A 25951-nucleotide genomic window follows, 5' to 3' on the forward strand; every position below is an offset into this window, starting at 1 on the left:
CCTGGTGCAATTTTTTTGTTTATGAAATATAAAAAAAGCTTCAGATTTCTCTGAAGCTTTGTCTTGATGATGAGGTTCTTAAAAATTGGTATTTACCTTTTTAGAACGATCTGCAATGTAAGAGATCAACCAGGTTATTGGGCCTTCTTTTACAAAATATATTTTTTTCTTCTCCAAATTAGGAATACTCTCTACGCAGGCTTGTAGTATGTTATTTGCCGAAATAAGGTATTTCTGATCGTATATGTTTAATACTCTTGCAGCTTCGGTGTTGGTTTTGGCAAGAGTGTTAAACTTATTGAAATTATTCTTTAAAATCGCATCATAATCGATAACATCTTCCAGTTTTATTGGCAGATAATGGTCTTTCGTATTTTCATTGTAATACAATGTTGTAAAAGCCCATACAGCTCCACCGGACAGATAGATTTTTTCCTTTTTTAATAAAAGCGGATTTGCATCAAGCATATCCTTTATCTTTTTACGAACAATCGGATTAAAATCAAAAGATTTTTCCTGATATACAGTCATATCGCTGGCCTGGCTTTGGTTTGCGACCGTTTTTTTTACGGCATCAGTAAGTGACATCGTACCAAAATCAAGTTCTAAAGGAATAAACTCTAATTTACCATCCTGAAGTTCGTCAATGTATCCACCTTTAGTACTTGCAGCACCAATATCAAGATGCAGAGCGTTAGCGTAATCAACAGGTGGTATAGAACCTTTAACCAGTATTTTGGCTTCCTCATCAACATTGATAATATCAAGCTCTTTGTTGGTTAGCGTACTGATCTTATTTTTTAAAGCATCAACATTACGTGCAGATCCAAAAACAGAAGAAGCTACTAAAAAGATGTTTTCTTCCGGAATCTTAAATTGTGCTCTTATTTTGGTCAATTGGGTAAAAACAATTAGACCGGCTTTATTGATATCTTCCTGAGTAAGTTCACCAGTAGCAGTGATATGTTTGGCGAAACTCAGACCTTCGTCATTCGAATAATAGATAATTTTGTAATCTGCTTTTTTAATATTGCTTACATCGAGAACAGAAACTTTTATCGTTCTGCGGCCGATTTCAATTCCGGCGTAAATATTTTTTTGAGCGAGAGAACTAATGGAGAAAAATAAACTGAAAAGTATGAAAATTAGAACTTTGGGGCTGTGTTTTTTAAGCATTGTATTTAGTTATGATTGTAATATAATTTATTGTTGATAAAGACTGTAGGTTGTTGTTGTTGTTGTTGTTGTTGTTGTTGTTGTTTGGAAATTAATGAGTTAAGTTGTGAATAACGGTTTTTGATATAAAAAGAAAAACCGAAAAATGAATTTTTAAGAGTGATTAAGAGGTTTTTGGAATCACTTTAAAAAGTAAAAAGGACTTCATAATTGTTTAATGTGTAAATGACTAAATTAATGGGTAATTGTTTATCAGGCCTGAAATACAGCGAGCTAAAAAACTACTAAATATTTTAGGACGCAAATTTATAAAAACAATTACGAATACAAACCCAGTTATTAAGAAAACATATTATTTAATTGTTAAGCGGTGTGGGCATTTTGAGCGGGTATACATAATTTTCTTAAGTTTTGTACTTTTGTGTATTCCGCTTTTAGTACAAAATGATGAGATTGATAGAGATAAGATATTCGTTGTTGTATTATTTAGGTTTAATAAAAAAGAGTAAGAGATGAAACAAAATATTTACGATGATATTGATTTTTTTGAGAACTATGGTAAAATGCCACGTTCGATAGAAGGTCTAAACGCAGCAGGAGAGTGGCATGTTTTAAAAAATATGCTGCCTGATTTTCGGAGCAAAAATGTTCTGGATCTGGGTTGCGGTTACGGCTGGCATTGTATTTATGCAAAAGAACAAGGAGCAGAGAATGTAATTGGAGTTGATTTGTCAAAAAAAATGATTGATAAAGCAAAGGAAAATTCGAAAGGACTATCAATAGAATATGATCAAAAGCCAATTGAAGATATTGAATTTGAAAACGAGCAGTTTGATATTATTTTCAGTTCGCTTACGTTTCATTACATACAAGATTTAGAGGCCCTTTTCTCTAAAATAAATCAATATTTAAAGAGAGGAGGGAGCTTCGTTTTCTCTATGGAACATCCCGTTTTTACAGCAAAAGCGGAGCAAGATTGGTATAAAGATGAAAATGAAAACCGACTGCATTGGCCAGTTGACCATTACCAGAACGAAGGAGTGCGGCAAACCAATTTCTTAGGTCATAAAGTAGTGAAATATCATCGAACTGTAGCAAGTATTCTAAATGCGGTCGTTAATTCAGGTTTTAACATCACACAAATATCCGAGCCTAAGCCGTCAGAGGAAATCATTGAAAAATATCCGGAAATGACAGACGAATTAAGAAGGCCCATTTTTATTATGATTGCTGCCGGTAAATCATAAACGAATGATTCTATAGTAACGATAAAGAGCGACTTATAATTCTGATCTTTTTTTAAGTAGTAATTCGAATAAGAACTTTAGAATTAAAAACTGAATTCGTATATTGTTCTGCTAAAATTAAATATGCCAGTCCTATACATTTTAGAATACCTGCATTCAAACGTTTTTCAGTTCATTTTAATAGAAATTATTTAGATTATGAAAAAATCATTAGCGCTTTTCGTTGCGTTCTTAGCTTTTACAGCGTGTTCCAAACATCAAGGGGAAAAAAATATTGCGATCACTGGAATAGATTCCACATTGCGGCCCGGAGATGACTTTTTTAAATATGTAAATGGCAAATGGTATGATTCAGTATCAATACCAAAATCTCAAGCCGGAGTTGGTGTTTATATGTTTATGAATTATCCACAGCGAATGCGTCTGCAGGGAATATTGGACAGTATTTCAAAAAGCAAGAATTCAGCAGGAAGTATAGCGCAAAAAGTAGGAGATTTTTATGCGTCAGGTATGGATACGGTAACCATTGACAAACGCGGTTATACGCCTATCAAACCCCTGCTTGCTAAAATTGAAGCCATTAGCGATTTACCGTCTTTAATGAACTTTGTAGTGAATGAAGTAAAAGTAGGCAATTCTTCTATTATAGCTTTTGGAGTGTCAACTGATGATAAAAACAGCAGTATGAACATTGCTCAAATCTATCAAACGGGTATTGGTTTGCCAGACAGAGATTATTATTTCAAATCAGATGCACCAACTGTTGCCATACAGGAATCGTACAAAAAATACCTAACTACATTATTTCAACAAACAGGCAGCAATGCTGATGAGGCCAAAAAGAATGCTGATTTGGTTTATGATATCGACAAACAACTTGCGGTTGCGCATAAAACAAAAGTTGAACTTCGCGATGTGCAGGCCAATTACAATAAAACGGCAGTGGCAGATCTTGTAAAAATACATCCCAACATAAACTGGACTACTTTTTTAAATAATTTAGGGGCTAAAACCGATTTTATTAATGTAGGTCAACCTGCCTATTATGATGCTCTTAATAAGCTTTTAAAAACCATCCCTATTAATAATTGGAAAATTTACCTGAAAGCAAATTCTTTAGAAAGATATGCCGATGATTTAAGTAAACCTTTTGTAGATGCTTCATTTGAATATACCAAAGTGCTTTCTGGTCAGGCGGTTCAAAAATCACGTGGCGAAAAAATGGCGAGTGTTCTTGACGCTTACTTAGGCGATGCGTTGGGTGAATTGTATGTAAAGAAATATTTTTCGGAAGAGGCTAAAAAACGGATGTTGATCCTCGTGAATAATTTGCAAAAAGCCTATGCCATAAGAATTGATAAATTGGAATGGATGAGTCCGGTTACGAAGCAAAAAGCGAAAGAAAAATTGGCTGCCATGACTAAGAAAATAGGTTATCCGGATAAATGGAGAGACTATAGCAAGGTGCATATTGCCAGAGATGCTTATTTTGAGAATATGGTTTCGGCAAGTACAGCTGCCTATCAATTTCAATTGGCAAAATTGGGTAAACCGGTTGATAGATCAGAATGGTATACTACAGTTCCAACTGTTACGGCCTATAATAACCCTACTGCAAACGAAATTGTTTTTCCTGCAGGTATTTTACAAGCGCCTTATTTTGATAATAATGCAGATGATGCCCTTAACTATGGAGGTATCGGGATGGTGATTGGTCACGAAATAACCCATACTTTTGACGATCAGGGTGCTCAATATGACAAGGATGGTAACCTGAAAAACTGGTGGACAAAAGAGGATTATGCACAGTTCAAGTCAAGAATACAACAGGTGATCAATTTGTACAGCACCTATACTGTTTTGGGTGATCTGCACGTTAATGGTGCCATGACAGTTGGCGAAAATACGGCAGATATTGCCGGATTAGCAGTTGCCTATGATGCTTTTAAAATGACCGAACAAGGAAAAGGAAATACAAAAATAGACGGTTTTACTCCAGACCAGCGTTTCTTTATTTCGTTAGCCAAAATATGGAGAGTAAAAATGAAAGACGAGTTCCTGCGTTTGTGGATCAACAACAATCCTCATTCTCCACCAATTTGGCGTGTGAATGGTACTTTAATGAATACGACACCTTTTTACGAAGCATTCAATGTACAGCCTAAAGATAAAATGTTTTTACCGAAGAAAGACAGAATAACAATTTGGTAGTATTCTTGTTTTCTGAAGTATTTTTATAAAAAGCTGCGCAAATGTTCTTGTGAACTTTGCGCAGTTTTTTTTGTTACTTATAACATAATGGTGTTACAAGAGGTTTGCAGGTTATGAAACTGAGTATTTTTGTTGTAATGAAAATATGAATTAAAAAACGAAAATTTTACTAAATACTCAAATCGTTAGTAGTGACTGTTAGTTGTTGTTATATCTGTTTCTATTAGATCATCTATGGACAATACAGTTGACTTTTTATTCGTTCTTTGATAAAAGAAAATATAGTTTTTAGATCTTCCTAAGTATTTCAAATTATGGTCAGTTTGTATTTTTTTGTTTTTGAAATGAAATGTATATTCTAAAAGATTCCCATCATTAATTATTTTGAGGGCCTCTCTCGCTCCATCTAGTATTGTAAAGGATATTAATCCTGTTACCAAAATAATAGGGAACAAAGAAAATAATGATTTAGAATATGTTGAATAACTATAAAATGAATAGAGCAAAACGATTAACATAGAGTATAGATAGAAATTGGATTTAATTTCTATAAAAACATAAAAGGCTAGAAGTAAGATTGAGATAAAGAAAATTGATATATAGGTCTTTCTTTCAAATGAAAAAATATGCTTTACTGATTCTAAAATTTCGATACGACTATTAATCTTTTTTCTTTGAAAAAAATACAAAGTATAACATGCACTAAAAATTATTAAATAACCCACAGCATTACTGATAAACAAAGGAATATATTCTTGAACTTCAAGATAGTTAGCAATTTGAATATCAAAAAAGCTATAAAAGACAAATAATTTTATAGCGCTGCACAAAAAAATGAATAAACTTACTAAAGGCAAAATTTTAATTATAAAGTCAAGTTGTTTCATAGATAGTATCTTTAAAATGACAGCTAACATTCTGAAGCTTTGCTTCGTAGAGGAATTTCAATGATAAATGTAATAAGAAATTCTGATGTTAGGAGGATTTTCCAAGAAAGATGAACGAGCTATAAGGCGACACCCCTCTCCGAAGAGTTCTTTTGAAATATTGGCGAATGTTTCTTGACTTCGCACTAGCATAAACGAAAAAAGCTTCAGATTTCCCCTGAAGCTTTATTTTGATATTTTTTATAAATGATTTATTCCGGAATTATTTATTGATTAATTTTTCTAAAGCCTTAATCTGCTCATCTTTGGCTTTCAAAAGTTCCAGATTTAACTCCGCTCCGTAAGTGTTCCTCATGAAAAGCTACGCAAATGTCTCTGACTTTGCGTAATTTTTTATAATTTTAAATGCAAAACACCTCAAAAGTCTCTGACTTTTTTCGAGATATCTTTGAATGTATTTATTTGAAGGAGTGAAGTTTATGCTTACAGATTTCAGAATTGAATTGAGAAAATAGTTTTGAAATTACTTATTGATTAATTTCTCTAAAACCTTAATCTGCTCATCTTTTGCTTTCAAAAGTTCTAAATTTAACCTCTTAATTTCTTCCAAAGCTTCTAACCATTTTTCTATTGGGTTTACATTAAAAGTTGGATAATAATTGTATCCGTTAGATTGATCATTAAAAGTATTAGATATAAAATTTATTGCCTGTTCCTCATCAAAATTCTGAAAGGCTTCAACAGGAATTCTTAATGAGTTTGAGATTTGCTTCAAGAGGTTATCCTCAATAACATCTTTCTGCTCCAGCATTGAAATTTTCTTCTGGTTCCAGTCTTCTCCCAGATCATAAGCAAGTGCTTCCTGTTTGATACCAAGCATTTCTCTAAAACGTTTTACGTTTCTTCCCTGATGAATTTTCTGTTCCATAATGAATATTATTTTTCTGAAGGTTCAAAGATAAAGTTATCCGGACTAAAAGCCTTGATTTCAAAGATAAAAAAACATCTCATAGAAATGTGTTTTTTGTCAGATATTATACTCAAATTAGGAGAGAATATCAAGTTTATATCCTTTGCCGCGTACAACAACTATTTTGATGTTCGGATCATTTTCCAGTTTTTTTCTAAGTTTTGATATAAACATATCCAGACTACGGCCCACAATAACGCCTTCATCTTCCCATATCTCTTTTTGCAGTCGGCTTCTCTCTATGGTCTTGTTGGGAGACAATGCAAAAATGAGCAATACACGGGTTTCCGTAACAGTCAGGTCTATTGTCTTTTCATTCATGATAAGCTTACGATCGTTTGCATTGAACAATACTGAGCCCAAAGTAAATATAGTAGTGTGCTGACTTTCGGGTAGATGTTTTTGTGGTTTAACTGATTTCAAAAAAATAAATCCAACAAATGCTAAAAATGAAAGTCCCCCAAGAAGATATTCGTTTTTTGCTGTAATAATGCCCGTTGGTTTAAATTTAATATTAATCCTGTAACATGTTTTGGGCTGTTTTCTTCCGATACAAGCTACAATATCATCTTTCTTATTTTTTGAGATAGCGTATCCATAAGTTACGCTGCCATTGTCACAATTAAGAACATTAACAATATAATTACTTGCGCCGGGAGCTTTGTCCAAAAAACGGCTGGTAATATTTAGTAGAGAATCTGGCTGAAAAGTAAAGTCATTCTCAAAATTGATTTGATATTCATTTTCGGAAATCTTTTTTACAGGAAGTACCCTTGATGTACTGTCACCCGACTGTAAAAGTAGTTCATGTCCAATTTTGCGGAGTAAAACTTCTCTTCTGGAAATATCAAAATCATTACTATCTCCCATATCCAAAGCCACACAGATTACAGAGATAGACAAGAATACTATTAGTGTAAACAGGTATCTACGTTTTCCATAAAGAAGTTTTTGGCTATTAAGCATATTGTCAATGTTTTATTTACAAAGTTTACATTTTTATTTACAATTCAAATCTATTAAACCGAAAAATGTCAAAGTAATTTTGCCGTATAAACTTTAAAGAGAGATATAAGTATGTTATTAATTAAACCGAAAAGAACATGAAAAAAATCATTTATGCGCTGATCTTATCGCTGGTTGCGGTAAGCGGACTGGTATTTGCGAATCGTGAAATCAAAACTGAAACTCCTAAAAAATTAACTCAAAAACCAATCTCTATTGCTGAGAGGGAAGTCAAATTGAAGAAATGGAAGACTACGCCGGATGGTATTGTGTACAAAAAATGGGAAGAGTCTCCGGCAGGTAAAAAAGTGTATGCCAGCGAAGCTAGAATAAGGAAGTCCATTAGTGATTTTACCAACATGGATGGAATTATAACCTCACTTTCTCTTCCACCGGACTCAAAATTAGGTTTCGGGATAATGGTAAGGATTAAAGGGGATGATTATATACTTAGTTTTGGGCCAGAAAACTTTAATGACGATGGATTTTGGCAATTACATGGTCTAAAAGTTAACGACAGAATAATTATAAAAAGCCATAGCGTATCGCATTCTCCCAAGTATTCCTACCCAATACTATCGGGTGATTATGTAGAACGAGATGGTAAGGTAATTTATAAACGTGTAATTCCTAAAGACGGTTGCTAGTAAATTAATTAGGAAATATATTCAAAATTTACGCTTTGTTGCGAGTGTCAATTTGAGAAATAAAAGCTTCAGAGAACTCTGAAGCTTTTGTCTTAGTACTTAGAAGCATTCAAATAACTAGCCTGCTTATAAGTGATTTTTATAGAGTTGTTTGTATTTCTTTTGTAAGTCTGTCTAATTCTTTTAATAAGGTAGGGAATCTAAATTCTCCCGCCATACTTTCGACTTTTGTAAATGCATCGTCCAAATCAATACCGATTGAAGTAATAAAAAGAGGTTTTTTACTATCGCCTCTAAACAAGCTTTTTTTGTCTTTATTTAGTGAGGCAAAGTTAGTTTTGGCAACACCAATTATTGGAATTCTCTGATTTAATTTTTCGTACAGATAGCCCCCTAAACCATATTTTTTATCATCATCCAGATAAATATACCCATCGACAATAATAGCGTCAATATTTTTCAGATCCATCTTTTCTAAAAGACTTAAGATACAAGGTAATTCTCTTCGATAAAATTCTCCTGGGATATAGTCTTCGATGTTATCAATTATTTCTGAATGTACTTTATAATCTTTGTCTTGATTCCATTGATTGAATTCAATACAAACGGTTTTAGCCTTTCCGTTAAAATAATAAGTGTCAAATGCTAAAAGCACAAAATTTTCTATCATAATTCTATTGGTTTTATTGTATCCTCCGCTGGTGCGAATGTTTCGCTCGTGAACACAACTAAATGTTCACAAAGAAGGCTTTAAGTGTAGTTAAAATAAAAAAAGCTTCAGATTTCTCTGAAGCTTTGTCTTAGTAGCGGGAACAGGACTCGAACCTGTGACCTTCGGGTTATGAGCCCGACGAGCTGCCTACTGCTCTATCCCGCGATGTTTCGGGTGCAAAGATACACAGTAAATACGGTTATGCAAGCAAAAAATGAAAATATTTTTAAATATCTTGGTTTTTGGTGTAAATTATTGGTTTGTAATTAGTTATGTTTTGTTTGGAAAAGTTTAAATTTTATATTTCAGTAATTCAGCATATGGATCTCCATTTAGACCTAATAAAAAAGCAAAAGCAGGCTCGGTTTTGTAACCCTTTTGTTTCAGTTTGATGATCTCAGATCGGAAAGTTTCGTCTTTCGATTGCAGAATTTCATGTTCTATGAGCATGTGTAGATAGGCATTCTGTTGTTGAGTTGGAATGTTCTGCCCGAAAATTTCAAATTCAAAAGGGCCTATTCTAAAACTTGCAATAATCGATTCTCTGTTATCAATTATTGTTTCCCGAATGGTATAATTGTTTTCGCTTCCAAAAGCAACATGGAGTTTTTCGATAAATTTAGTTTTGTTTTTCCAGTAACAAATGATGTCCAGATCACTACTTTCGATATCGATCGCAATGGGGATGGTGCCTGCTAAAATAGGTTCAAATTCGGCAATATCAGACAAAATATGATACTGAGTCAGGATTTCATAAGCCTGAATTTGTCTGTTATTTCCATTTTTTAGATAATCAATAGTGGTAAAATCGATCATTTACTATAGTTCTTTTCTTCTTTAATTTCATCTTTGAGTCTTTTGTTGATGTCGATTTTGGCATTGATAAAAACAAAAATGGTAGCTCCGTATTCTCTTGCATATTTGTTGGTGATCTCACCTGCAATACGGGAAGATTGAAAGAAAGGACTGGTTTCCTCAAGTTCAGCAGTTCTTTCCCAAGAGTTTTTAACTCTGATGACATTTTTGTAGGGTACATCAAGAACAAACCAATTGAGATAATCGGCATTGAAGGACACCGCTTTGATTCCTTTTTTAGAGTAATAGTTTATGGCTCCTGCTTGTCCGTAATTATCACAGAGTACCAGAGTTGTTTTAGGATTTGGAATTAGGGCATAAACAGAATCTGTTTTTCGGGCGAGTTCTTTCCAGCCCAGCATATCGGCAAAATCCTGTGGCAGTTCGTGGTCTTTTCCATCTTCCCAACGCAGCATTCCCAGTTTTTTATAGGCCTCCGGATTTTTTACGATGTATTCCGGACTTTTATTAGGAAAGGCTAAGTTGTACATGGGAATAAAAAACAATAATGGAAGGATGATGAAAATAGGTTTTAGATAACGTTTCCACCCTGTTTGCAGTACCTGAGAAAGAAAAACAGCTCCAAAAGCAATATAGACAGGGTACAAACCGATGGCATAATAAGCTTTGGCTTTGAAATACAGAAACACTGCCAGTGTAAAAACCATCGAAGCAAAAAAGAATCGGTATTTTTCGAATGGTTTGTAAAACAACAATGCATATAAAGCGGAAAGAATAACAAAGAGCGAACCGATAAAAAATAACATTTGCTTTTTTAAAAATTCCATTCGATCTACATTAACGAGCTGCGTTTCGGCCAATTCTTTCATGTGATGTACAATTGGGAAATGATTGTTGTATTGCCATAAAATATTTGGTAAAATCAGAACTAGCCCTAAAAGGAGACCCCAATAGAGTTTTTTTTCTGTAAATATCTTCCTTTGACTGGATAGGAGAAGAGAAGGCAGGAGCCCAATGATTAGAAAAAGAATGTTGTATTTGTTCAGAAAACCAAAAGCAAAGACAACAGCGCCAATGTAAAACCATTTTTTATTTTCGGTGGTCATGTACTGAACAATCACATAATAAAAAGAAGTCCAGCATAAGATGTCTAAGGAGTTGGGCTGGTACAAGATATTGATTCGTAACAAGGTCGAGAACGTAATGCAGGTGGCGCCTAAAATCAAGGCGTATAGATTTCCTTTTAAAGCCTCAATAGTTTTCCAAACCATCAAGAGCGTTAAAACTCCAAAAAGGGCTGGGAAAAACTTTACCCAGAAAACGGAATTTCCAAGTAAAAGTATAAGGTAAGAAATCCATGAAGTAACCGGAGGGACCGATAAATATCCCCATGCCAAATGATGCGCCTGATCCAGATGCAGGTATTCGTCGCGCTGCAAATCATATTCGGGGCTTATTAAAAGGTATTGCTGTATAAATTTTAAAGCGATAAAACCGAGTAGAATGGCAGTTTTTTTGGTCATGGTGGTTTTTGGTTTTTATGAGCAGTCGTGTTCTGTAATAGTTTAAAATTAAAGCTAATATAAGTTTATTTTTGGTTTTGTGGTAAGATTTGTTCCATTGGAATTCTTCTAAAAAAGAACATAATTAACCGATAATAGGTTAAGATTATACTTACAAATTGATTAGCTTGCATCAATCAATTATTTATAAACTAAAATGCTATTAATTATGGAACTGGAAAGTTTGAAATTAGACAAGTTTAAAGACAGAGCTTTAAAAAGAGAACAATTGTTTGTATTAAATGGTGATGGCGTTAAAAGCCCTGCAGGAACTATTTGTGACTGGCATGGAGGTAAGCTACAAAAATTCGATTATGGTTATGATAGTGAGAGAGGGGGACGTCTTACGTTTCATGACAGGTGTAATGTGCGTCCATGTGATCCTGTTCTTACAAAGACCGGAGAGGATTTTGATGTATTACCATGATTTTTTTCAGCAAAATGAATTCTATATCTGAATGAGCCTGAATCTTCAAAGTACAGTTCAGGCTCGTTTTGACACGTGCAAAATGGTTTAATTTAGTAAAATATTATTTTGAGAAAAGTAGTTGTAACACCCTTAATTATTCTAATAAATATTGTTTTTATCAATGTGGCGTTGGGACAAAACCAGATAAAATATAAAACGTATAATCAAGGCAATTTTGAAAAAAATAAAGTATTTGAGGAAGTCTATAATTTATGTAATTATAAAGATTATAGATGTTTTTCAAGCGTAAAAGATACTTTGACTTATTTTGTAGATGACCGAAATTATAAAGGGATTATCAATTATGGAGTAACCTTTCGCAGCAAGAATTATAGAAATTTTAATTTTGTAGAACATTTATCCATGTGTTTTTTAAAGGTGGAGGTGACGAAGTGTGATTATAATCCAAAAGATAATGTATTAAGTATTGAAGGTTTTGTCAGTGGGAATGACGATTGGGGTTGGAATGTACTCCTAAAAGGTAAAAAAGAAAAAAAGTATGTCGATATATTTCTTGGAGAAAAAACAGATACGATAAATACTCGTTATTTGGGAAAACTGGTTAATAAGGACTCTATAGAAGTAAAACTGAATAACAAAGAAACAAATGAATTTACAGTTCTGGACAAGTTTCCTGCTTTTTATTTTAAAAAATATTCACATTATCGAACGATTCTCGGAAACAGATTTCCTTTTAAAATAAGTGGGAAAGTTACATCCAAGACACTGCTCGTTTTTGGTTCAGGTGAAACTTATTCTGAGATTTTTGACTTGGGAGCTATGATTTTTGATCTGAAAAAGAATGATCTGAAAAAGAATGATCGGAGAAAAATATTAAAAAAAGAAGAATTGGATTGCAGACCTTTAATTCATGCTAATAAATTGATAGCTGACATTGAGAGGGAAAAAGTCCAAAAGCAAGAAATTAACTATTATACTTATACGCAGAATGCGGAGAATTTTATTTTGGCCAGGCAGTATGGTAGAGCTAAAGAACAGTACAATTTGCTCGCTCAAAAATATCCCGTACTATTTGCGAGAGATATTCATAATGCTATTCGTTGTGCCATACTATCAAGAGATTATAAAAATGCCTTTTGGTGGGGTGAAAAACTGGCTTTGAAAGGTATTGAGTTTCCGTATTTTAATTCTAAAATTTTTGCTGTTATGAGGAAAAATCCGGAATGGAAAAGTTTTAGTGTCAAATACGATTCCGTTTCTAAAAATACACAGCATAAATGGAACTTAAATCTAAAAAAGGAATTAACAAATTTACTTAACGAGGATCAGGCGGAGTATGGATTGGAGAACCGAAAAAGTGCAAGAATATTGCATGAAACCACTGAAAGGGTTAGCGGTAAGTTGATCGATTTATTAAAAAAAGAGGGTTACCCTTCCGAAGAAAAGATTGGCAGTCTTGTAGTAAGGGATACTGTTTTAGTCCCTTTTCCTTCTTTTAATATTTTGATTATACATGCTTTACAACAAAAACCGGATAATCTTTCCATCTTAAATGAACTCCTTGATAAAAGCAGTAATGCTCTTGAATATGATGTTAAGAGACGTGTTAAGAATATGCTTGGAGAGGGTTCTTGCCTTCGTATCTACAAAGGCAATCTTTATAATTCGAAATCATGTGGAGGTAATGATTTGGAAATTAGGAAAATAAGTTTCATGTTTAGTAACCCAAAGGGTTTTATCATGGATTATGGAAATTTTGTAATTGAAGCACACGATTCCAAATATCCAGAGGAAGTAGATGATTATTACAAACAGAATTACAATTTAATCATGAAACTTACAGATGACTGGGAGTTCTATGAGAAATATTAATATGTACGATTGTATAGTAAGATTTGTTCCATTAGAATTCTTCTAAAATAGAACATAATTAACCGATAACGGATTAAGATTATACTTACAAATTGATTAACTTGTATCAATCAATTATTTATAAACTAAAATGCTATTAATTATGGAACTGGAAAGTTTGAAATTAGACAAGTTTAAAGACTGTACTTTAAAAAGAGAACAGTTGTTTGTGTTAGATGGAGGAGGAATAAGAACAGATTCCGGGACTATCTGTGGTCCACACGCTGGTTATCAAAAGAAGAAATACGATTATGGTTATGATATTAATAGAGGAGGAGAAGGAAATATTACATTTCATGACAGAAGTAATGTACGTGAATGTGATGCTGCTCTTACAAAGAACGCAGAGGAGTTTTATGCATTGCCATGATTTTCTTTAGATAAAATGAATTCTGTATGTAATTGATTATAAGTTGTTAAAGTGCAATTCAGGCTTGTTTTGATACGTGCAAAATGGTTTAATTTACTAAAATATTATTTTGAGAAAAGTAGTTGTAACGTCCTTAATTATTTTGATAAATATTGTTTTTATCAATGCAACATTGGGACAAAATCAGATAAAGTATAAAACGTATAATCAAGATGATTTTGAAAAAAATAAAGTGTCTGATGAGATATATAATTTATGGATTGGTAAGAGTAATTGGTTTTCAGCCTTAAAGGATAGTATATCATATTTTGTTGACGATCGAAATTATAAAGGAATTATTAATTATGGGGTAAGCTTTCGAAGCAAGAATTATAGAAATTTTAATTTTGTGGAACATTTGTCCATGTGTTTCTTAAAGGTGGAGGTGACGAAGTGTGACTATAACCCAAAAGATAATGTATTGAGTATTGAAGGTTTTGTCAGTGGGAATAACAATTGGGGTTGGAATGTGTTCCTAAAAGGGAAAAAAGAAAAAAAGTATGTCGATATATTTCTTGGCGAAAAAACAGATACTTTAAGAAACTGTTATTTAGGAAAAATTGTAAACAAGGATTCTATAGAAGTAAAATTGAACAACAAAGAAACGAATGAATTTACAGTTCTGGACAAGTTTCCCGCTTTTTATTTTAAAAAATATTCACATTATCGAACGATTCTCGGAAGCAGACTTCCTTTTAAAATAAGTGGGGAAGTTACATCCAAGACACTGCTTGTTTTTGGTTCAGGTGAAACTTATTCTGAGATTTTTGATCTGGGAGCTATGATTTTTGATCCAAAAAAGAATGAGCGAAGAAAAGCAATCAAAAAGCAGGAACTGGATTGTAGACCTATACTTAGTGGCAATAAAAGGGTTGCAGATATTGAGAAAGAAAAAGCTCAAAAGCAAGAAATTAACTATTATACTTATACACAGAATGCCGAGAATTATATTCTGGCCAGACAGTACGGTAAAGCGAAGGAACAGTACAATTTACTCGCTCAAAAATATCCCATATTATTTGCAAGAGACATTCATAATGCTATTCGTTGCGCCATACTGTCAAGAGATTATAAAAATGCCTTTTGGTGGGGTGAAAAATTAGCCTTAAAAGGTATTGAATTGTCGTATTTTAATACTAAAATTTTTAACGGTCTGCGGAAAAATCCGGAATGGACAAGTTTTAGTGTCAAATACGATTCCGTTTCTAAAAATGCGCAGCATAAATGGAACTTAAATCTAAAAAAGGAATTAACAAATTTACTTAACGAAGATCAGGCGGAGTATGGACTAGAAAACCGAAAGAGTCCAAAAGTATTATATGAAACAACAGAAAAAGTTACCGGTAAACTGATCGATTTACTGAAAAAAGAAGGTTACCCCTCCGAAGAAAAAATAGGGAGTCTCGTAGTAAGGGATACTGTTTTGATACCTTTTCCTGGTTTTAATGCTTTAATTATTCATGCTACACAAAAAAAGCCTGAAAATCTGGCTGTTTTAAATGAAATACTGGATAAGAGTAGTAAGGCTTTAGAGTATGATGATAAACGAAATTTCAATAATGCTTTAGCATATAGCTCCTGTTTTCGTATTTATAAAGGCAATTTATACAGTTCGAAATCATGCGGGCGAAACGATTTAGAGGTTCGAAAAATAAGTTTTAAATTTAGTAACCCTAATAACTTTATTATGGATTACGGGAATTTTATAATTGAAGCACATGATACCAAGTACCCTAAAGAGGTAGATGATGATTACGAACAGAATTACAATTTAATCATGAAACTCACAGATGACTGGGAGTTTTATGAAAAATAATTTTTTTATGATTTTGATATACAGTAAAGATGTAGACGATTTTGTAAACAATGTGATGGATTGTTTGGATCAGGATTTTGTAAGAATAGGAGAATCTGATAAAGCTGTAATTGAAAGCATGAATTTTAGTAATGAAAAAAGTTCTTACACTTTAAAAACATCTTATTTAGAAAATATAGAATTAGAAGAGGTTCAAAGTATCTGGTTTAATGGTGGGGGCATTAATTCAGGGGAGAGCAATTACGAAAATAAATGTTATGAAGTTCTCAATGATGCTTTTGTGTTACAAAAGCCGGTGAGAAAAATTGGAAAAAGAATAGCTGATTTTGAAACCAATCGCCTTGATATGATGCTCGAAGCAAAAGCACAAGGGCTCAAAATCCCGCATACGTTAATTAGCGGAAGCAAAGAAAAACTAAAAGATTTTTATGCTGCATTTGATACTAAAAATGGTATAATTTCAAAAAGAATCCTGGATATACTTTATTATCAGGACGAAGAGTTTTTGTATAATTTTAATGTAACTTTTCAAATAACAGCTGAAATTCTGGACAAAACGCCTGATGAATTTGCGATCTCATTTTTTCAGGAAAGGATTATAGCCGATTTCGAAATTCGAGTTATTTACATAGATGGTAACTTTTATTCTACCGCAATTCACAATTTTGACCATGCCATAGACATCAGAACTAAATTTGTAGAAATGCATAATATTAGAATGGTTCCATTTAAATTGCCTGCCGACATTGAAGAAAAACTTGCAAAGGTTTTTGAAAAATTTAATCTAAATTATGGTTCGGCAGATCTGATGTATTGTATAGACGAATACTACTTTCTTGAAATAAACCCAACAGGCCAGATAAGTTTTATTAATAATGCCTGTAACTATTACTTAGAGAACAAACTAGCAGATATTTTGAAGAATGAAAAATAAAATGCCTATCAATATTTTTAACGGTTTAAAATCGAAAGTGGAGAGAGAAACTCAACCTCAAACGGGGTTTAAAAATAATCTGATTACTATTCAGGCTTACCAAAACTCCAAAAATATCTCTAAACCTTTCGTCAAACCTATCTCTAAAATAATCTAATTTGAAACCCACTAATTTTGTACTTTTTGCAGATTGTATTCCTGTCAAAGGAAGTAGCAGAAGCATTATTTGTGACACTAAGAATAATAATTTTTATTTTATTCCAAATGGTTTATATGATATTTTGGAAGCCTATAATGGTAAAACGATTGAAGAGATAAAAAACGATTTTAAACATCAATATGATGAAATAATTGACGACTATTTTGATTTTTTGATTGCTAACAAACTTATCTTTTTTAGCTCAAATCCGGACTTATTTCCTAAAATGAGTACCCATTGGGATTCTCCTTCTCTTATAACCAATATCATTATAGATTATGATGACATTATTCATGACTTTAATACTCTGGTTCCTCAATTTGAAACCTTAAAATGTTCTTATATTCAGCTGCGATTTTATAAACATGTGAGTCTTGCCTGTATAAAAAGTATCGTTGAAACCTTAAGGAAGGAAAAATCCCGAATTGTTTCAATTGACTTTATAGTACCCTATAGTGAAAGTTTTGATTTCGATGAAGTAAACAGAATACTTTTAGATAATAAAAGAATACATTCTATTATCATTTTTAATTCACCATATGACAAAAGTTACAATTCCCTGAATCAAAAAATGGGTTATTTAACGCTGGTAAAAAGAAATGTAATGAATGAAAAACATTGCGGAATAATAAATAACGAATATTTCTATTCAAACATTAAACTTTTTAGCGAATCACAGCACTATAACACCTGCTTAAACAAAAAACTCTCTATCGATAAAGAGGGCAATATAAAAAATTGTCCCTCAATGTCATTAAGTTTTGGTAATATAAAAGACACAACCTTGGAGAAGGTATTGCATCACAAAAACTTTAAAAAATACTGGAATATTACCAAAGACCAAATAGCGATTTGCAAAGATTGTGAGTTTAGACATATTTGTACAGATTGTCGTGCCTATATCGAAGAGCCTGATGATATGTACTCAAAACCTTTAAAGTGCGGTTATGATCCTTACAACAATAAATGGTCGGAGTGGAGTACTAATCCTTTAAAACAAAAAGGTATTGAATTTTATGGTATGAAAGTATAGTCTGTTAAGCGGAATATTTTTTTAGTTTAAAAACTAACATACAAAGCTTCAGAGAAATCTGAAGCTTTGTATTCAATTAGAATGACGATTAGTTTGCTCTACTTCTTTCTTCTTCATTACCGAAATCGCGTTGTTTTGATTTGATACTTTGGTTTCCGAATTTATAACTCAATGAAATTCTGAAACCTCTTGTGTCTGAATAGCTTTTTACATTGGTTTTAATCTGGTTGGAATCATAAGAAATCAATGGTTTTTGTGCGTTCAGTAAATCTTCGCCAATGATGGTAACCGAAAGATTTTTATTGAACGTTAACAGCTTAACAGAGATGTCAAGAATATTCAAAGTCGAGATATTAAAGATCTGATAACGGCCAGGCAGCTGTAAACCATAATTTAAGCCAAGAAATAAGGTTTTGTTGCTGTTGATGGTAAAATCATTATTGCTGTAAAGGTATCCGTTATAACCATCGATTGACTGAATAAAAGCGGTTTTTGATTTTACATTCTGATAGTTTAAATTGAATCCGGTAAAGCTGTTCCACCATGACCATTTGTTGAAATTATAAGAAGTCGAAAGTCCAATTTGGTAAGTATTAGCATAGTTTAAAGGTGTGTTTCTGGTAACATTTGTACTCGGATCGATGATCGATAATTCCTGTCCAAAATCGGAAACCTGAGAGAAATAAACGGAACTTACCCATTTTTGATTTCGGATAAACGAAAACTCAAAATTATCAATTAATGAAGGCTTTAAATATGGATTGCCTTCGGAGTAATAATACGGACTTGTTTTAATGACAAAAGGATTCAAATAATCAAAATCAGGTCTGCGGATTCTTCGGCTGTAGTTTAAGGAAAAAGAATTGTTTTCGTTTGGAACATAAGTCAGGTAAGCTGTTGGAAATAATTTGATGTAATTGTTAGTGTTCGTTTGATTCAAATTTTCAGAATACCCTTTGGTTTGAGTTGCTTCGATTCGTAAACCAATTTGAGTTTCCCATTTTGAATTTATTTTTTTACTTCCGGAGAAATACAAAGCCTGATTGTACTCTTTATAATTGAAAACATTGGACTGATTGGTGTTGAAAACCGGAGTTCCGGTTTCGTTATCGTATACGATCAGATTGTTGTTTGTATTGGTATGGAACGTTTTCGCGCCAAAACTAAGATTTGCCCAGTCGTACGGTAAAGAAACGTCAATATTGGCCGAATAATTTTTGATGGCATTGACATTTGAATTTGTCGAAGAAAAGAAACCTCCGGGGATATTATTTTGATTGCGGTCCAGTTCATTTCCTGAAAAGAAACGATGATCTTTTTTGTTGTAATCAAAATAATCCAAATCCATCGAAATGTTTTTTCCTAAACTGTCTAATGCAATCGAATTATGAAAGTTAACGGCATTCATTTTCGGATTATTTTTAGCATTGGCATTCGAAGCGATATAGGAATCCGTCATTCCGTTTGCATTATCATAAATAGTAGTAAAAGGATTGTTTGCATTTACTTTATCCGTAAAACTGCCCAGATATTTAAGTCCGGTACCCCATTTTTCGGTTACTTTATAATCAAGACCAAGGCCTAAACTTAAAACATCGGCTGTCGATTTGTTTTTAACTTCCTGTTTCCAAGTTTCGTCTTTGTAAAAAATAGTACTTTCAGAAGTTGTCAGTAATTTTTGTTTTCCTTTGCTTACCGAAGCCTGAGCAGAGAGTTTATCATGATTGTACGTAAACAACCCGTTCATATTACCACTTGCGTATGTTTTTTGGGTGTAAGAAGTTCCAAGATTAGCATTCCACGAATTGGCTTTTGCCGTTTTCAATTTGATATTAATAAGACCACTATTGCCTTCCGCATCATATTTTGCTGGCGGAGTTGTAATCACTTCAATACTTTTAATATTATCAGACGGAATTGATTTCAGAAATGCCGCCAGATCTTCCTGAGGCATTCTTTGCAAACGATCGTCAATCATTACTAAAATTTCTCCTTTACCCACAATCGAAACAACCTCGTTTTGAACCCTTACGGTAGGCGTCGCTTTTAAAGCATCTAAAGCGGTTCCTCCGGTAGCTGTTACAGAATTTTCGACGTTAAAAACAAGTCGGTCCACTTTTTGTTCGATTAGTTTTTTTCTTGATTTCAGCGTTACACCTTCCAGCTGTACTGATTCTTTAATTTCAATGATACCCAGGTCCGTATTGTGATCAATTGTAATTTCGCGATTCATATATTCTGTGCCAAATTGTTCCAATATCAAACGGTAATTTCCTTTTGGAACCTTCACAACAAAACTCCCCAAACTGTCGGTTGAGGCCTGAGCAGTTAAAGTTTTTTGAGGATTGAATAAACTGCCGATGATGAATTCAACAGCTGCTTTATTTTGATTGATCACTTTTCCCTTAAGTTCATATTGCTGAGCAAAAGAATACGTTTGAAATAAAAAGGCAAGTATTAAAAGACTACTATTTTTCATGGTTTTTAGATTAATTACGCTGCAAAACTGCGCTGAAAAAATGCCTAAAACTACTTTTATCGACAAACCCCCGCGATTAATCTACAAACCCTGTTTTGGACTTTTTTATGAATGCATATCTTTGAAAAAAACAAAAAGATGTATAAAGGAACATTGTCAAAAAAAGTAGAAGTATTCACTCACATCATATATTGGCTTTTGATGGGGTATTTCACCTTTGTTAAAAATCTAATCCAGGCCAAAAATTACACTCCGGATCTGTTCCTGTGTACGTATATGATTGTGTTTGTACTAACCTTTTATTTTCATTATTTCGTGGTGATGAGACTGGTTTTTAAATCCTTTCAATGGAAAAGATTTTTTGCCGGAGTATTGGTTTCGTACTTGTTTTTTACAGCCTTACGATGGCTGTTGGAGCAGGAGATAAGTCAAGTTTTATTTCATAGAATCAATTACATTAATCCAACTTTTTTTAATTATATGGAAGACAATCTGCATTACAGCAGCATGACTGTTATTCTTAGTTCATTGCTTTGGTTTGTAATTTATTTTATTCGTTTGCTGGAGTATAATCAGGTTATTCTGGAAGAAAGTAAAAACACCGAAATCAAATTTTTGAAAGCACAGATCAATCCGCATTTTATCTTTAATACCCTGAATAATATCTATTCGATGGTGTATTTTCAATCCGATAAATCGTTGATGGCAATCGAAAAATTAAGCCAGATCATGCGTTTTACCACCTATGAATCTCAAAAAGAAAAGATAAAACTGGCAGATGAAATAGATTATATAAAAGCCTATATCGAACTCGAACAATTAAGACATCAGGACAGTGCTTTTATTGATTTCAGAATTGAAACTCAAAATAGTTCCGAAGAAATTCCGCCTTATATCTTGTCGCCTTTAATTGAAAATGCTTTAAAACATGGCGTAACATCCAACGAAAAACCAATTTTAATCGAGTTACGCTTAGAAGATAAGAAGCTTAATTTTAAAGTAGTCAACGATATTGCTGTGCAAAAGAAAGACAAGTTAGGAGGTATTGGATTAAATAATTTGAGAAAGAGGCTGGAAATTCATTATCCGCAGAAACATCAAATAAAAGTAGTCAATCAAAACAACCAGTTTACAGCTGAACTTGAAATAGAATTAAAATGAAAAAAATAAATTGTATTATATTAGACGACGAACCTTTTGCAGTAAAACTAATGGCCGACTATGCTTCTAAGGTCCCGAGATTAAATGTTTTATATGCTGATTCAGATGTTTTTAAAGCCATTGAAATCTTAAATAATGAAGTTGTTGATCTGGTGTTTATCGACATTCAGATGCCACAATTAACCGGAATAGAATTGATGCAGATGTTCAATCAGAAGCACAATTTCATCATCACCTCTGCGTATCCGGATTATGCTTTAGATGTTTTTCAGTTTCATGTTATAGATTATTTACTCAAACCAATCGTTTTTAATCGTTTTTATCAGAGTGTTGAGAAATTTATCCGCTGGCAGGAAACCATGCAAAACCAGCAAACCGATGATTTTCTGTTTGTAAAAGCCGATAGAAAGCACCATAAAATAGCCACCGAAAATATTCTTTATATTGAAGGACTCAAAGACTACATCAGAATTCACACCAAAGGCGAAAAAATTATGGTTTTGGAAAACATGAAAGATATCCTTGAAAAACTTCCCCTAAATCAATTTGTTCGTATTCATCGATCGTACATTATTCCAAAAAGTAAAATAAAAGTAATCGAAGGCAATCAGATACAATTGACCAGTGGGGAACAGCTTCCTATTGGGGAAACTTATCGGAAACTGGTGAGTGACTGGCTGAGTTAATGGTCTGAAAACTACAATTGAGGCACTTTATATAAACGAACAACAATTAATCTTAAAACCTGTGAACCAAATTCACAGGTTTTTTTATGCTTTTATTTGTAAGAATACACCGATTGTTTCTTGGGAGATACCAGTTGTTTCTTTTGAAATTAATCTCGGGATTTTATCCTATACATTTGGCACAATTACGAAGAGAAAAAGTCATAAAAACAAAATTTTTGTACGCCATCAATTTTTTTTCTTTGTGAAGAATAGTAATTGTTGCCACAACACCCTGAAAATACCACTTTAGCAGGAAACTATACCCCAATTTTTTGTTGATACATTAGAAACCAAAATGCAATTTATTTACAGTATTTGTTCGAATTGTATAATGGCATTTGCTATTTAAATACCACAACTTTTGTTTTAAGATAATAAGAAGAAAGAACTTAAATGATTCTTTTATTCTTATACGATCAATTTCCCTGGCTAACCAAAACCATTAATTGTATATAGTATGAAGAAAATGACTATAATGAAAGCCCGAACGGCATCTCTATTTTATTTAAAACAAACTTTGAAGGTTAAACTAACCGCATTTTTAATTATTGCTTCAATATGCGATGCTCAATCCGGAAACTATGATCGGAATATTAAAATTTTAAAAAAGCTTCCCCTTTATGGCCTTATGGGAAAAAGTACAGACCAGAAGAAGGTTCAGGGTGTCGTAAAAGACAATAAAGGCATGCCTTTGACCGGAGTTACAGTTTCAGTAAATGGCAGTAAACAGGGAACAGTTACTAATTTTGATGGTAAATATGAAATTGCTGTAAATGAAGGTGATGTAGTAAGTTTTAGTTTTGTAGGTTTTGAAACTAAAACGATTAAGATTACCAATCAGGTTTTACTTAATGTTATTCTTGAACCCAGTACCAATAAACTGGATGAGCTTGTTCTGGTAGGTTATGGCAAGATGTCTCGCGACAAAATTACAGGAGCTGTAACAAAATTGGATACCAAAGTATTAAAGAATACGCAAAATGTATCTTTTGCAGATGCTCTTATTGGAGTCGTTCCGGGCTTGTTTGTTCAGGAGAGTTTTATGTCGCCGGATGCACCACCTTCGATTTTGCTAAGAGGTATTGGTTCGATAAGCGCCAGCACAGACCCTCTGATAGTTGTAGATGGTGTGCAGATGCCCAGATCAGGATTAGGTGCTTTTGCCTTAAATGCTGCAGATATACAGGAGATTAGTGTTTTAAAAGATGCGGCATCAACCTCTATTTACGGATCTAAAGGAACCAATGGAGTGATAATGATAACTACAAAAAGAGGAAATAGAAACAGCAAATTACAGGTGACTTTTAACACAAGACTTGGTATTAAAACAGCTGACCAATCCTTTACGAACAGTTTAATGAATGGATCCCAAAAATTAGATTTTGAAGAATCAATGGGTTATTACAAAGCAAATCCGGCATTACTTCAAAGCAGAAGAGCATTAGGTAATAACGTAAATTGGGCAGATTTACTTTTAAAGAATGAAATAAATAGGGAAAATGATATCTCTTTTTCCGGAGGTTCAGATAAAGCCAATTATTATACTTCTGTAACGTATAATAATGTCAATAATATTTTTGGCGGTCATTATAAGAGATATACCGCATCAACTCGTGTTGATCTTGATTTGGGAAAGAAATTAAAAGTAGGATTTTCAGGAAACTTTAGTAATGTAAATGAGCAGGACGGACGCACCGTTGGATCTCCTTTTTCAAATTCATTCTTACTAAATCCTTGGTTAACTGTCCGTGATGATAAAGGAAATCCGTTAAGACTTCTGGATATTGCCAGTTCTTCCGGAGTTTCATACAATCCATTATTTATCAGAGAGAATACAAATACAAATGCCATTCGAAAAAATATTGGAGGAAGCGTAAATTTAACTTATACACCTTTCAAATGGCTGATTCTGAATGGGGTTTTAGGGGCTAACTATAACAACTCAAAAAACAGTAATTATGAAAATGTAATTGTAAAAGGGGGAACATTAAGTATTACTAATGGTGATAATAATAATTATACGGGAACACTAACGGCTACTATAGCAAAGAAGTTTCTAAAACATAGTTTTGATTTGGTACTGGGCAATGAAGTTAATGAATACGAAACCAATAGTCTTAATATTTTGGCTAATACTTTTAACTCCGATGCCATACAAATAGTGAGTGCGGCAAAAAACGTCACTTCAGTTACACAACAAAAATCACAAGCGGGTTCGTTGTCCTATTTTTCACGACTAAATTATAACTTTGATAACACTTATAACCTGTCATTATCTTTTAGAAGAGATGGTTCTTCCCGTTTTGGAGCGAACAACAAATATGCAAATTTCTGGTCTTTAGGTACTTCATGGAATGCTCATAAAGATTTATTTCAAGATAATAAAACGATTAGTTCTTTAAAATTACGAGCCAGTATTGGTACTTCCGGAAATGACTTTATTGGAGATTTTGCTTCCCAATCCTTATATAGTTACTCTAGTCAAAACATTTATGCAGGTAGTACCGTGCCATATCTGTCACGGGGAGAAAATCCAAATTTAACTTGGGAAAAGAATTATAATAAGAACTTTGGTATCGATTACGGATTGTTTAATAATCGTATTTCCGGAACTGTTGATTATTATATCAGAGATACCAGAGATCTATTAAATAATAAGCCAATTCCGTTAACTTCAGGTTTTAAAGAGTTGATCTCTAATATCGGAAATTTTAGAAATGAAGGCGTTGAGATTAGTCTTCACACGGTAAATTTAAAAGGCAAAGATTTTAACTGGACTACTGATTTTAATATTGCATTGAACAAGGGAACCGTTTTGGCCTTGTCAGACAAAAAGGATATTCTTTCTAATTCGGGATCTACCGTATTCCAGGAAGGAAGTGCTATACGATCTTTTTATATTGCAGATTGGGCTGGTGTTAATCCGGTCACAGGTTTTAATCAGTACAGAACTCAGGATGGAACGCTAGTGGATTACAATACCAATAAAACAACAAGCAACCTAACAGCAATTACTACTATGAGACAGGTTAGCAACAAAACTGCTATGCCTAAATATTATGGAGGTCTAACCAATACGTTCAGATACAAACAACTTGACCTGTCGGTTTTGATCTCTTATGCAGGAGGTCATTATGTTTTGAATGAAGGAATCTATAACTTATATAACAATCCGGGGTATAATCAAAGTACAGCTGTGCTTAATGCATGGAAAAGCCCTGGTGATCAGTCAAATTTAGCTGTCAGACAGGTAAATACTGCCAACCCTAATGCATTACTGGAATCAGATTACAGATATTCTACTCAGTTTTTAGAGAATGCCAGTTATATTAAATTGAAAAACGTTGCTCTGGGATATACACTTCAGAAAAGTGTTTTAGAGAAAACGGGGATTGAAAATCTTAGAATTTATGTTCAGGGACAAAATCTTTTTACCAAAACGGCTGTAACCTATATTGATCCGGAATATGCCACTGCGGCTGGAGGCATTGGACTTTCTTCATCCATTGTGAGAGCATATTCTCTGGGACTTAATGCTAGTTTCTAATAAAAACAACACACAAAATATATTGTTATAAAAGCTTATCCGCTAACAATAATGATAAAAGAATATTTATT

The 25951-nt window shown here is 33.2% G+C and carries 20 protein-coding genes and 1 tRNA gene; 12 read left to right on the plus strand and 9 right to left on the minus strand.

Annotated features, from left to right (window positions below; all coding sequences use genetic code 11):
• Positions 1 to 78: 78 nt before the first annotated feature.
• Positions 79 to 1176 carry a Ppx/GppA phosphatase family protein gene (locus BHE19_RS21175; protein WP_070908748.1) on the minus strand — a complete coding sequence of 366 codons (1098 nt, stop codon included), beginning with the start codon at positions 1174 to 1176 and terminating at the stop codon, positions 79 to 81.
• Positions 1177 to 1688: 512 nt separating this feature from the next.
• On the opposite strand from BHE19_RS21175, the gene BHE19_RS21180 reads away from it, so the two are divergent.
• Positions 1689 to 2423 carry a class I SAM-dependent methyltransferase gene (locus BHE19_RS21180; protein WP_070908749.1) on the plus strand — a complete coding sequence of 245 codons (735 nt, stop codon included), beginning with the start codon at positions 1689 to 1691 and terminating at the stop codon, positions 2421 to 2423.
• Positions 2424 to 2621: 198 nt separating this feature from the next.
• Positions 2622 to 4634, plus strand: coding sequence for a M13 family metallopeptidase (locus tag BHE19_RS21185; protein ID WP_070908750.1), 2013 nt, complete (start codon positions 2622 to 2624; stop codon positions 4632 to 4634).
• A 185-nt stretch (positions 4635 to 4819) separates the two neighbouring features.
• Here the strand turns inward: BHE19_RS21185 and BHE19_RS21190 are convergent, their stop codons facing one another.
• The 3 genes from BHE19_RS21190 to BHE19_RS21200 form a co-directional block, all read right to left on the minus strand.
• Entirely contained in the window at positions 4820 to 5521 is a 702-nt protein-coding gene (locus BHE19_RS21190) for a hypothetical protein (RefSeq protein WP_123923450.1), read from the minus strand.
• Positions 5522 to 6044: 523 nt separating this feature from the next.
• Complete coding sequence (locus tag BHE19_RS21195; RefSeq protein ID WP_070908752.1) at positions 6045 to 6449, minus strand: helix-turn-helix domain-containing protein; 405 nt, start codon at positions 6447 to 6449, stop codon at positions 6045 to 6047.
• A 117-nt stretch (positions 6450 to 6566) separates the two neighbouring features.
• A complete protein-coding gene (locus BHE19_RS21200) occupies positions 6567 to 7457 on the minus strand; it encodes a winged helix-turn-helix domain-containing protein (RefSeq protein WP_070908753.1) in 891 nt (296 codons plus the stop codon).
• A gap of 137 nt (positions 7458 to 7594) precedes the next feature.
• Here BHE19_RS21200 and BHE19_RS21205 point away from each other — a divergent pair, with 137 nt between their 5' ends.
• Entirely contained in the window at positions 7595 to 8143 is a 549-nt protein-coding gene (locus tag BHE19_RS21205; protein ID WP_070908754.1) for a hypothetical protein, read from the plus strand.
• 139 nt (positions 8144 to 8282) lie between these two features.
• On the opposite strand, the gene BHE19_RS21210 is transcribed toward BHE19_RS21205, so the two are convergent.
• The 4 genes from BHE19_RS21210 to BHE19_RS21225 all read right to left on the minus strand — a co-directional run bounded on the left by BHE19_RS21210 (position 8283) and on the right by BHE19_RS21225 (position 11194).
• Entirely contained in the window at positions 8283 to 8813 is a 531-nt protein-coding gene (locus BHE19_RS21210) for an endonuclease V (RefSeq protein ID WP_083342616.1), read from the minus strand.
• 134 nt (positions 8814 to 8947) lie between these two features.
• Positions 8948 to 9020: transfer RNA gene (locus tag BHE19_RS21215), tRNA-Met, on the minus strand.
• Between the two features lie 126 nt (positions 9021 to 9146).
• The gene (locus tag BHE19_RS21220; protein WP_070908755.1) at positions 9147 to 9671 is read right to left on the minus strand and encodes a DUF4269 domain-containing protein; all 525 of its coding nucleotides are present in this window, start codon (positions 9669 to 9671) and stop codon (positions 9147 to 9149) included.
• On the minus strand, positions 9668 to 11194 hold the full coding sequence (locus BHE19_RS21225; RefSeq protein WP_070908756.1) for an ArnT family glycosyltransferase: 1527 nt from the start codon (positions 11192 to 11194) through the stop codon (positions 9668 to 9670). Before BHE19_RS21225 ends, BHE19_RS21220 begins: the two co-directional genes overlap by 4 nt.
• 208 nt (positions 11195 to 11402) lie before the next feature.
• Here BHE19_RS21225 and BHE19_RS21230 point away from each other — a divergent pair, with 208 nt between their 5' ends.
• The 6 genes from BHE19_RS21230 to gwsS all read left to right on the plus strand — a co-directional run bounded on the left by BHE19_RS21230 (position 11403) and on the right by gwsS (position 17965).
• A complete protein-coding gene (locus BHE19_RS21230) occupies positions 11403 to 11660 on the plus strand; it encodes a hypothetical protein (RefSeq protein ID WP_083342621.1) in 258 nt (85 codons plus the stop codon).
• Positions 11661 to 11768: 108 nt separating this feature from the next.
• On the plus strand, positions 11769 to 13535 hold the full coding sequence (locus BHE19_RS21235) for a hypothetical protein (protein ID WP_070908758.1): 1767 nt from the start codon (positions 11769 to 11771) through the stop codon (positions 13533 to 13535).
• A gap of 142 nt (positions 13536 to 13677) precedes the next feature.
• Positions 13678 to 13944, plus strand: coding sequence for a hypothetical protein (locus BHE19_RS21240; protein ID WP_070908759.1), 267 nt, complete (start codon positions 13678 to 13680; stop codon positions 13942 to 13944).
• Positions 13945 to 14053: 109 nt separating this feature from the next.
• On the plus strand, positions 14054 to 15799 hold the full coding sequence (locus BHE19_RS21245; protein WP_083342617.1) for a hypothetical protein: 1746 nt from the start codon (positions 14054 to 14056) through the stop codon (positions 15797 to 15799).
• 7 nt (positions 15800 to 15806) lie between these two features.
• Positions 15807 to 16733: an ATP-grasp domain-containing protein gene (locus BHE19_RS21250; RefSeq protein ID WP_123923448.1), complete on the plus strand. Its 927-nt coding sequence runs from the start codon at positions 15807 to 15809 to the stop codon at positions 16731 to 16733.
• Positions 16734 to 16891: 158 nt separating this feature from the next.
• Positions 16892 to 17965 carry a grasp-with-spasm system SPASM domain peptide maturase gene (gene gwsS / locus BHE19_RS21255; protein ID WP_070908762.1) on the plus strand — a complete coding sequence of 358 codons (1074 nt, stop codon included), beginning with the start codon at positions 16892 to 16894 and terminating at the stop codon, positions 17963 to 17965.
• An 88-nt stretch (positions 17966 to 18053) separates the two neighbouring features.
• On the opposite strand, the gene BHE19_RS21260 is transcribed toward gwsS, so the two are convergent.
• Complete coding sequence (locus BHE19_RS21260; RefSeq protein WP_070908763.1) at positions 18054 to 20444, minus strand: outer membrane beta-barrel family protein; 2391 nt, start codon at positions 20442 to 20444, stop codon at positions 18054 to 18056.
• A 138-nt stretch (positions 20445 to 20582) separates the two neighbouring features.
• On the opposite strand from BHE19_RS21260, the gene BHE19_RS21265 reads away from it, so the two are divergent.
• From BHE19_RS21265 to BHE19_RS21275, 3 genes are all read left to right on the plus strand, one after another.
• Positions 20583 to 21605 (plus strand): sensor histidine kinase, encoded by a 1023-nt coding sequence (locus tag BHE19_RS21265; protein WP_070908809.1) that lies wholly within the window; start codon positions 20583 to 20585, stop codon positions 21603 to 21605.
• Complete coding sequence (locus BHE19_RS21270; RefSeq protein ID WP_017497840.1) at positions 21602 to 22291, plus strand: LytR/AlgR family response regulator transcription factor; 690 nt, start codon at positions 21602 to 21604, stop codon at positions 22289 to 22291. Before BHE19_RS21265 ends, BHE19_RS21270 begins: the two co-directional genes overlap by 4 nt.
• Positions 22292 to 22790: 499 nt before the next feature.
• Entirely contained in the window at positions 22791 to 25880 is a 3090-nt protein-coding gene (locus BHE19_RS21275; protein ID WP_233431407.1) for a SusC/RagA family TonB-linked outer membrane protein, read from the plus strand.
• The last annotated feature ends 71 nt before the right edge of the window (positions 25881 to 25951 follow it).

Source organism: Flavobacterium tructae (genome assembly GCF_001853485.1).
GTDB lineage: Bacteria > Bacteroidota > Bacteroidia > Flavobacteriales > Flavobacteriaceae > Flavobacterium > Flavobacterium tructae.

Excerpts from the sequence above, each read along its gene's own strand:
- BHE19_RS21175 (WP_070908748.1), bottom strand. The coding sequence starts at position 1,176 with ATGCTTAAAAAACACAGCCCCAAAGTTCTAATTTTCATACTTTTCAGT.
- BHE19_RS21230 (WP_083342621.1), top strand. The coding sequence starts at position 11,403 with ATGGAACTGGAAAGTTTGAAATTAGACAAGTTTAAAGACAGAGCTTTA.
- BHE19_RS21240 (WP_070908759.1), top strand. The coding sequence starts at position 13,678 with ATGGAACTGGAAAGTTTGAAATTAGACAAGTTTAAAGACTGTACTTTA.
- BHE19_RS21250 (WP_123923448.1), top strand. The coding sequence starts at position 15,807 with ATGATTTTGATATACAGTAAAGATGTAGACGATTTTGTAAACAATGTG.
- BHE19_RS21225 (WP_070908756.1), bottom strand. The coding sequence starts at position 11,194 with ATGACCAAAAAAACTGCCATTCTACTCGGTTTTATCGCTTTAAAATTT.
- BHE19_RS21200 (WP_070908753.1), bottom strand. The coding sequence starts at position 7,457 with ATGCTTAATAGCCAAAAACTTCTTTATGGAAAACGTAGATACCTGTTT.
- BHE19_RS21180 (WP_070908749.1), top strand. The coding sequence starts at position 1,689 with ATGAAACAAAATATTTACGATGATATTGATTTTTTTGAGAACTATGGT.
- BHE19_RS21265 (WP_070908809.1), top strand. The coding sequence starts at position 20,583 with ATGTATAAAGGAACATTGTCAAAAAAAGTAGAAGTATTCACTCACATC.
- BHE19_RS21190 (WP_123923450.1), bottom strand. The coding sequence starts at position 5,521 with ATGAAACAACTTGACTTTATAATTAAAATTTTGCCTTTAGTAAGTTTA.
- BHE19_RS21275 (WP_233431407.1), top strand. The coding sequence starts at position 22,791 with ATGAAGAAAATGACTATAATGAAAGCCCGAACGGCATCTCTATTTTAT.
- BHE19_RS21205 (WP_070908754.1), top strand. The coding sequence starts at position 7,595 with ATGAAAAAAATCATTTATGCGCTGATCTTATCGCTGGTTGCGGTAAGC.
- BHE19_RS21270 (WP_017497840.1), top strand. The coding sequence starts at position 21,602 with ATGAAAAAAATAAATTGTATTATATTAGACGACGAACCTTTTGCAGTA.
- BHE19_RS21195 (WP_070908752.1), bottom strand. The coding sequence starts at position 6,449 with ATGGAACAGAAAATTCATCAGGGAAGAAACGTAAAACGTTTTAGAGAA.
- BHE19_RS21210 (WP_083342616.1), bottom strand. The coding sequence starts at position 8,813 with ATGATAGAAAATTTTGTGCTTTTAGCATTTGACACTTATTATTTTAAC.
- BHE19_RS21260 (WP_070908763.1), bottom strand. The coding sequence starts at position 20,444 with ATGAAAAATAGTAGTCTTTTAATACTTGCCTTTTTATTTCAAACGTAT.
- BHE19_RS21185 (WP_070908750.1), top strand. The coding sequence starts at position 2,622 with ATGAAAAAATCATTAGCGCTTTTCGTTGCGTTCTTAGCTTTTACAGCG.
- BHE19_RS21220 (WP_070908755.1), bottom strand. The coding sequence starts at position 9,671 with ATGATCGATTTTACCACTATTGATTATCTAAAAAATGGAAATAACAGA.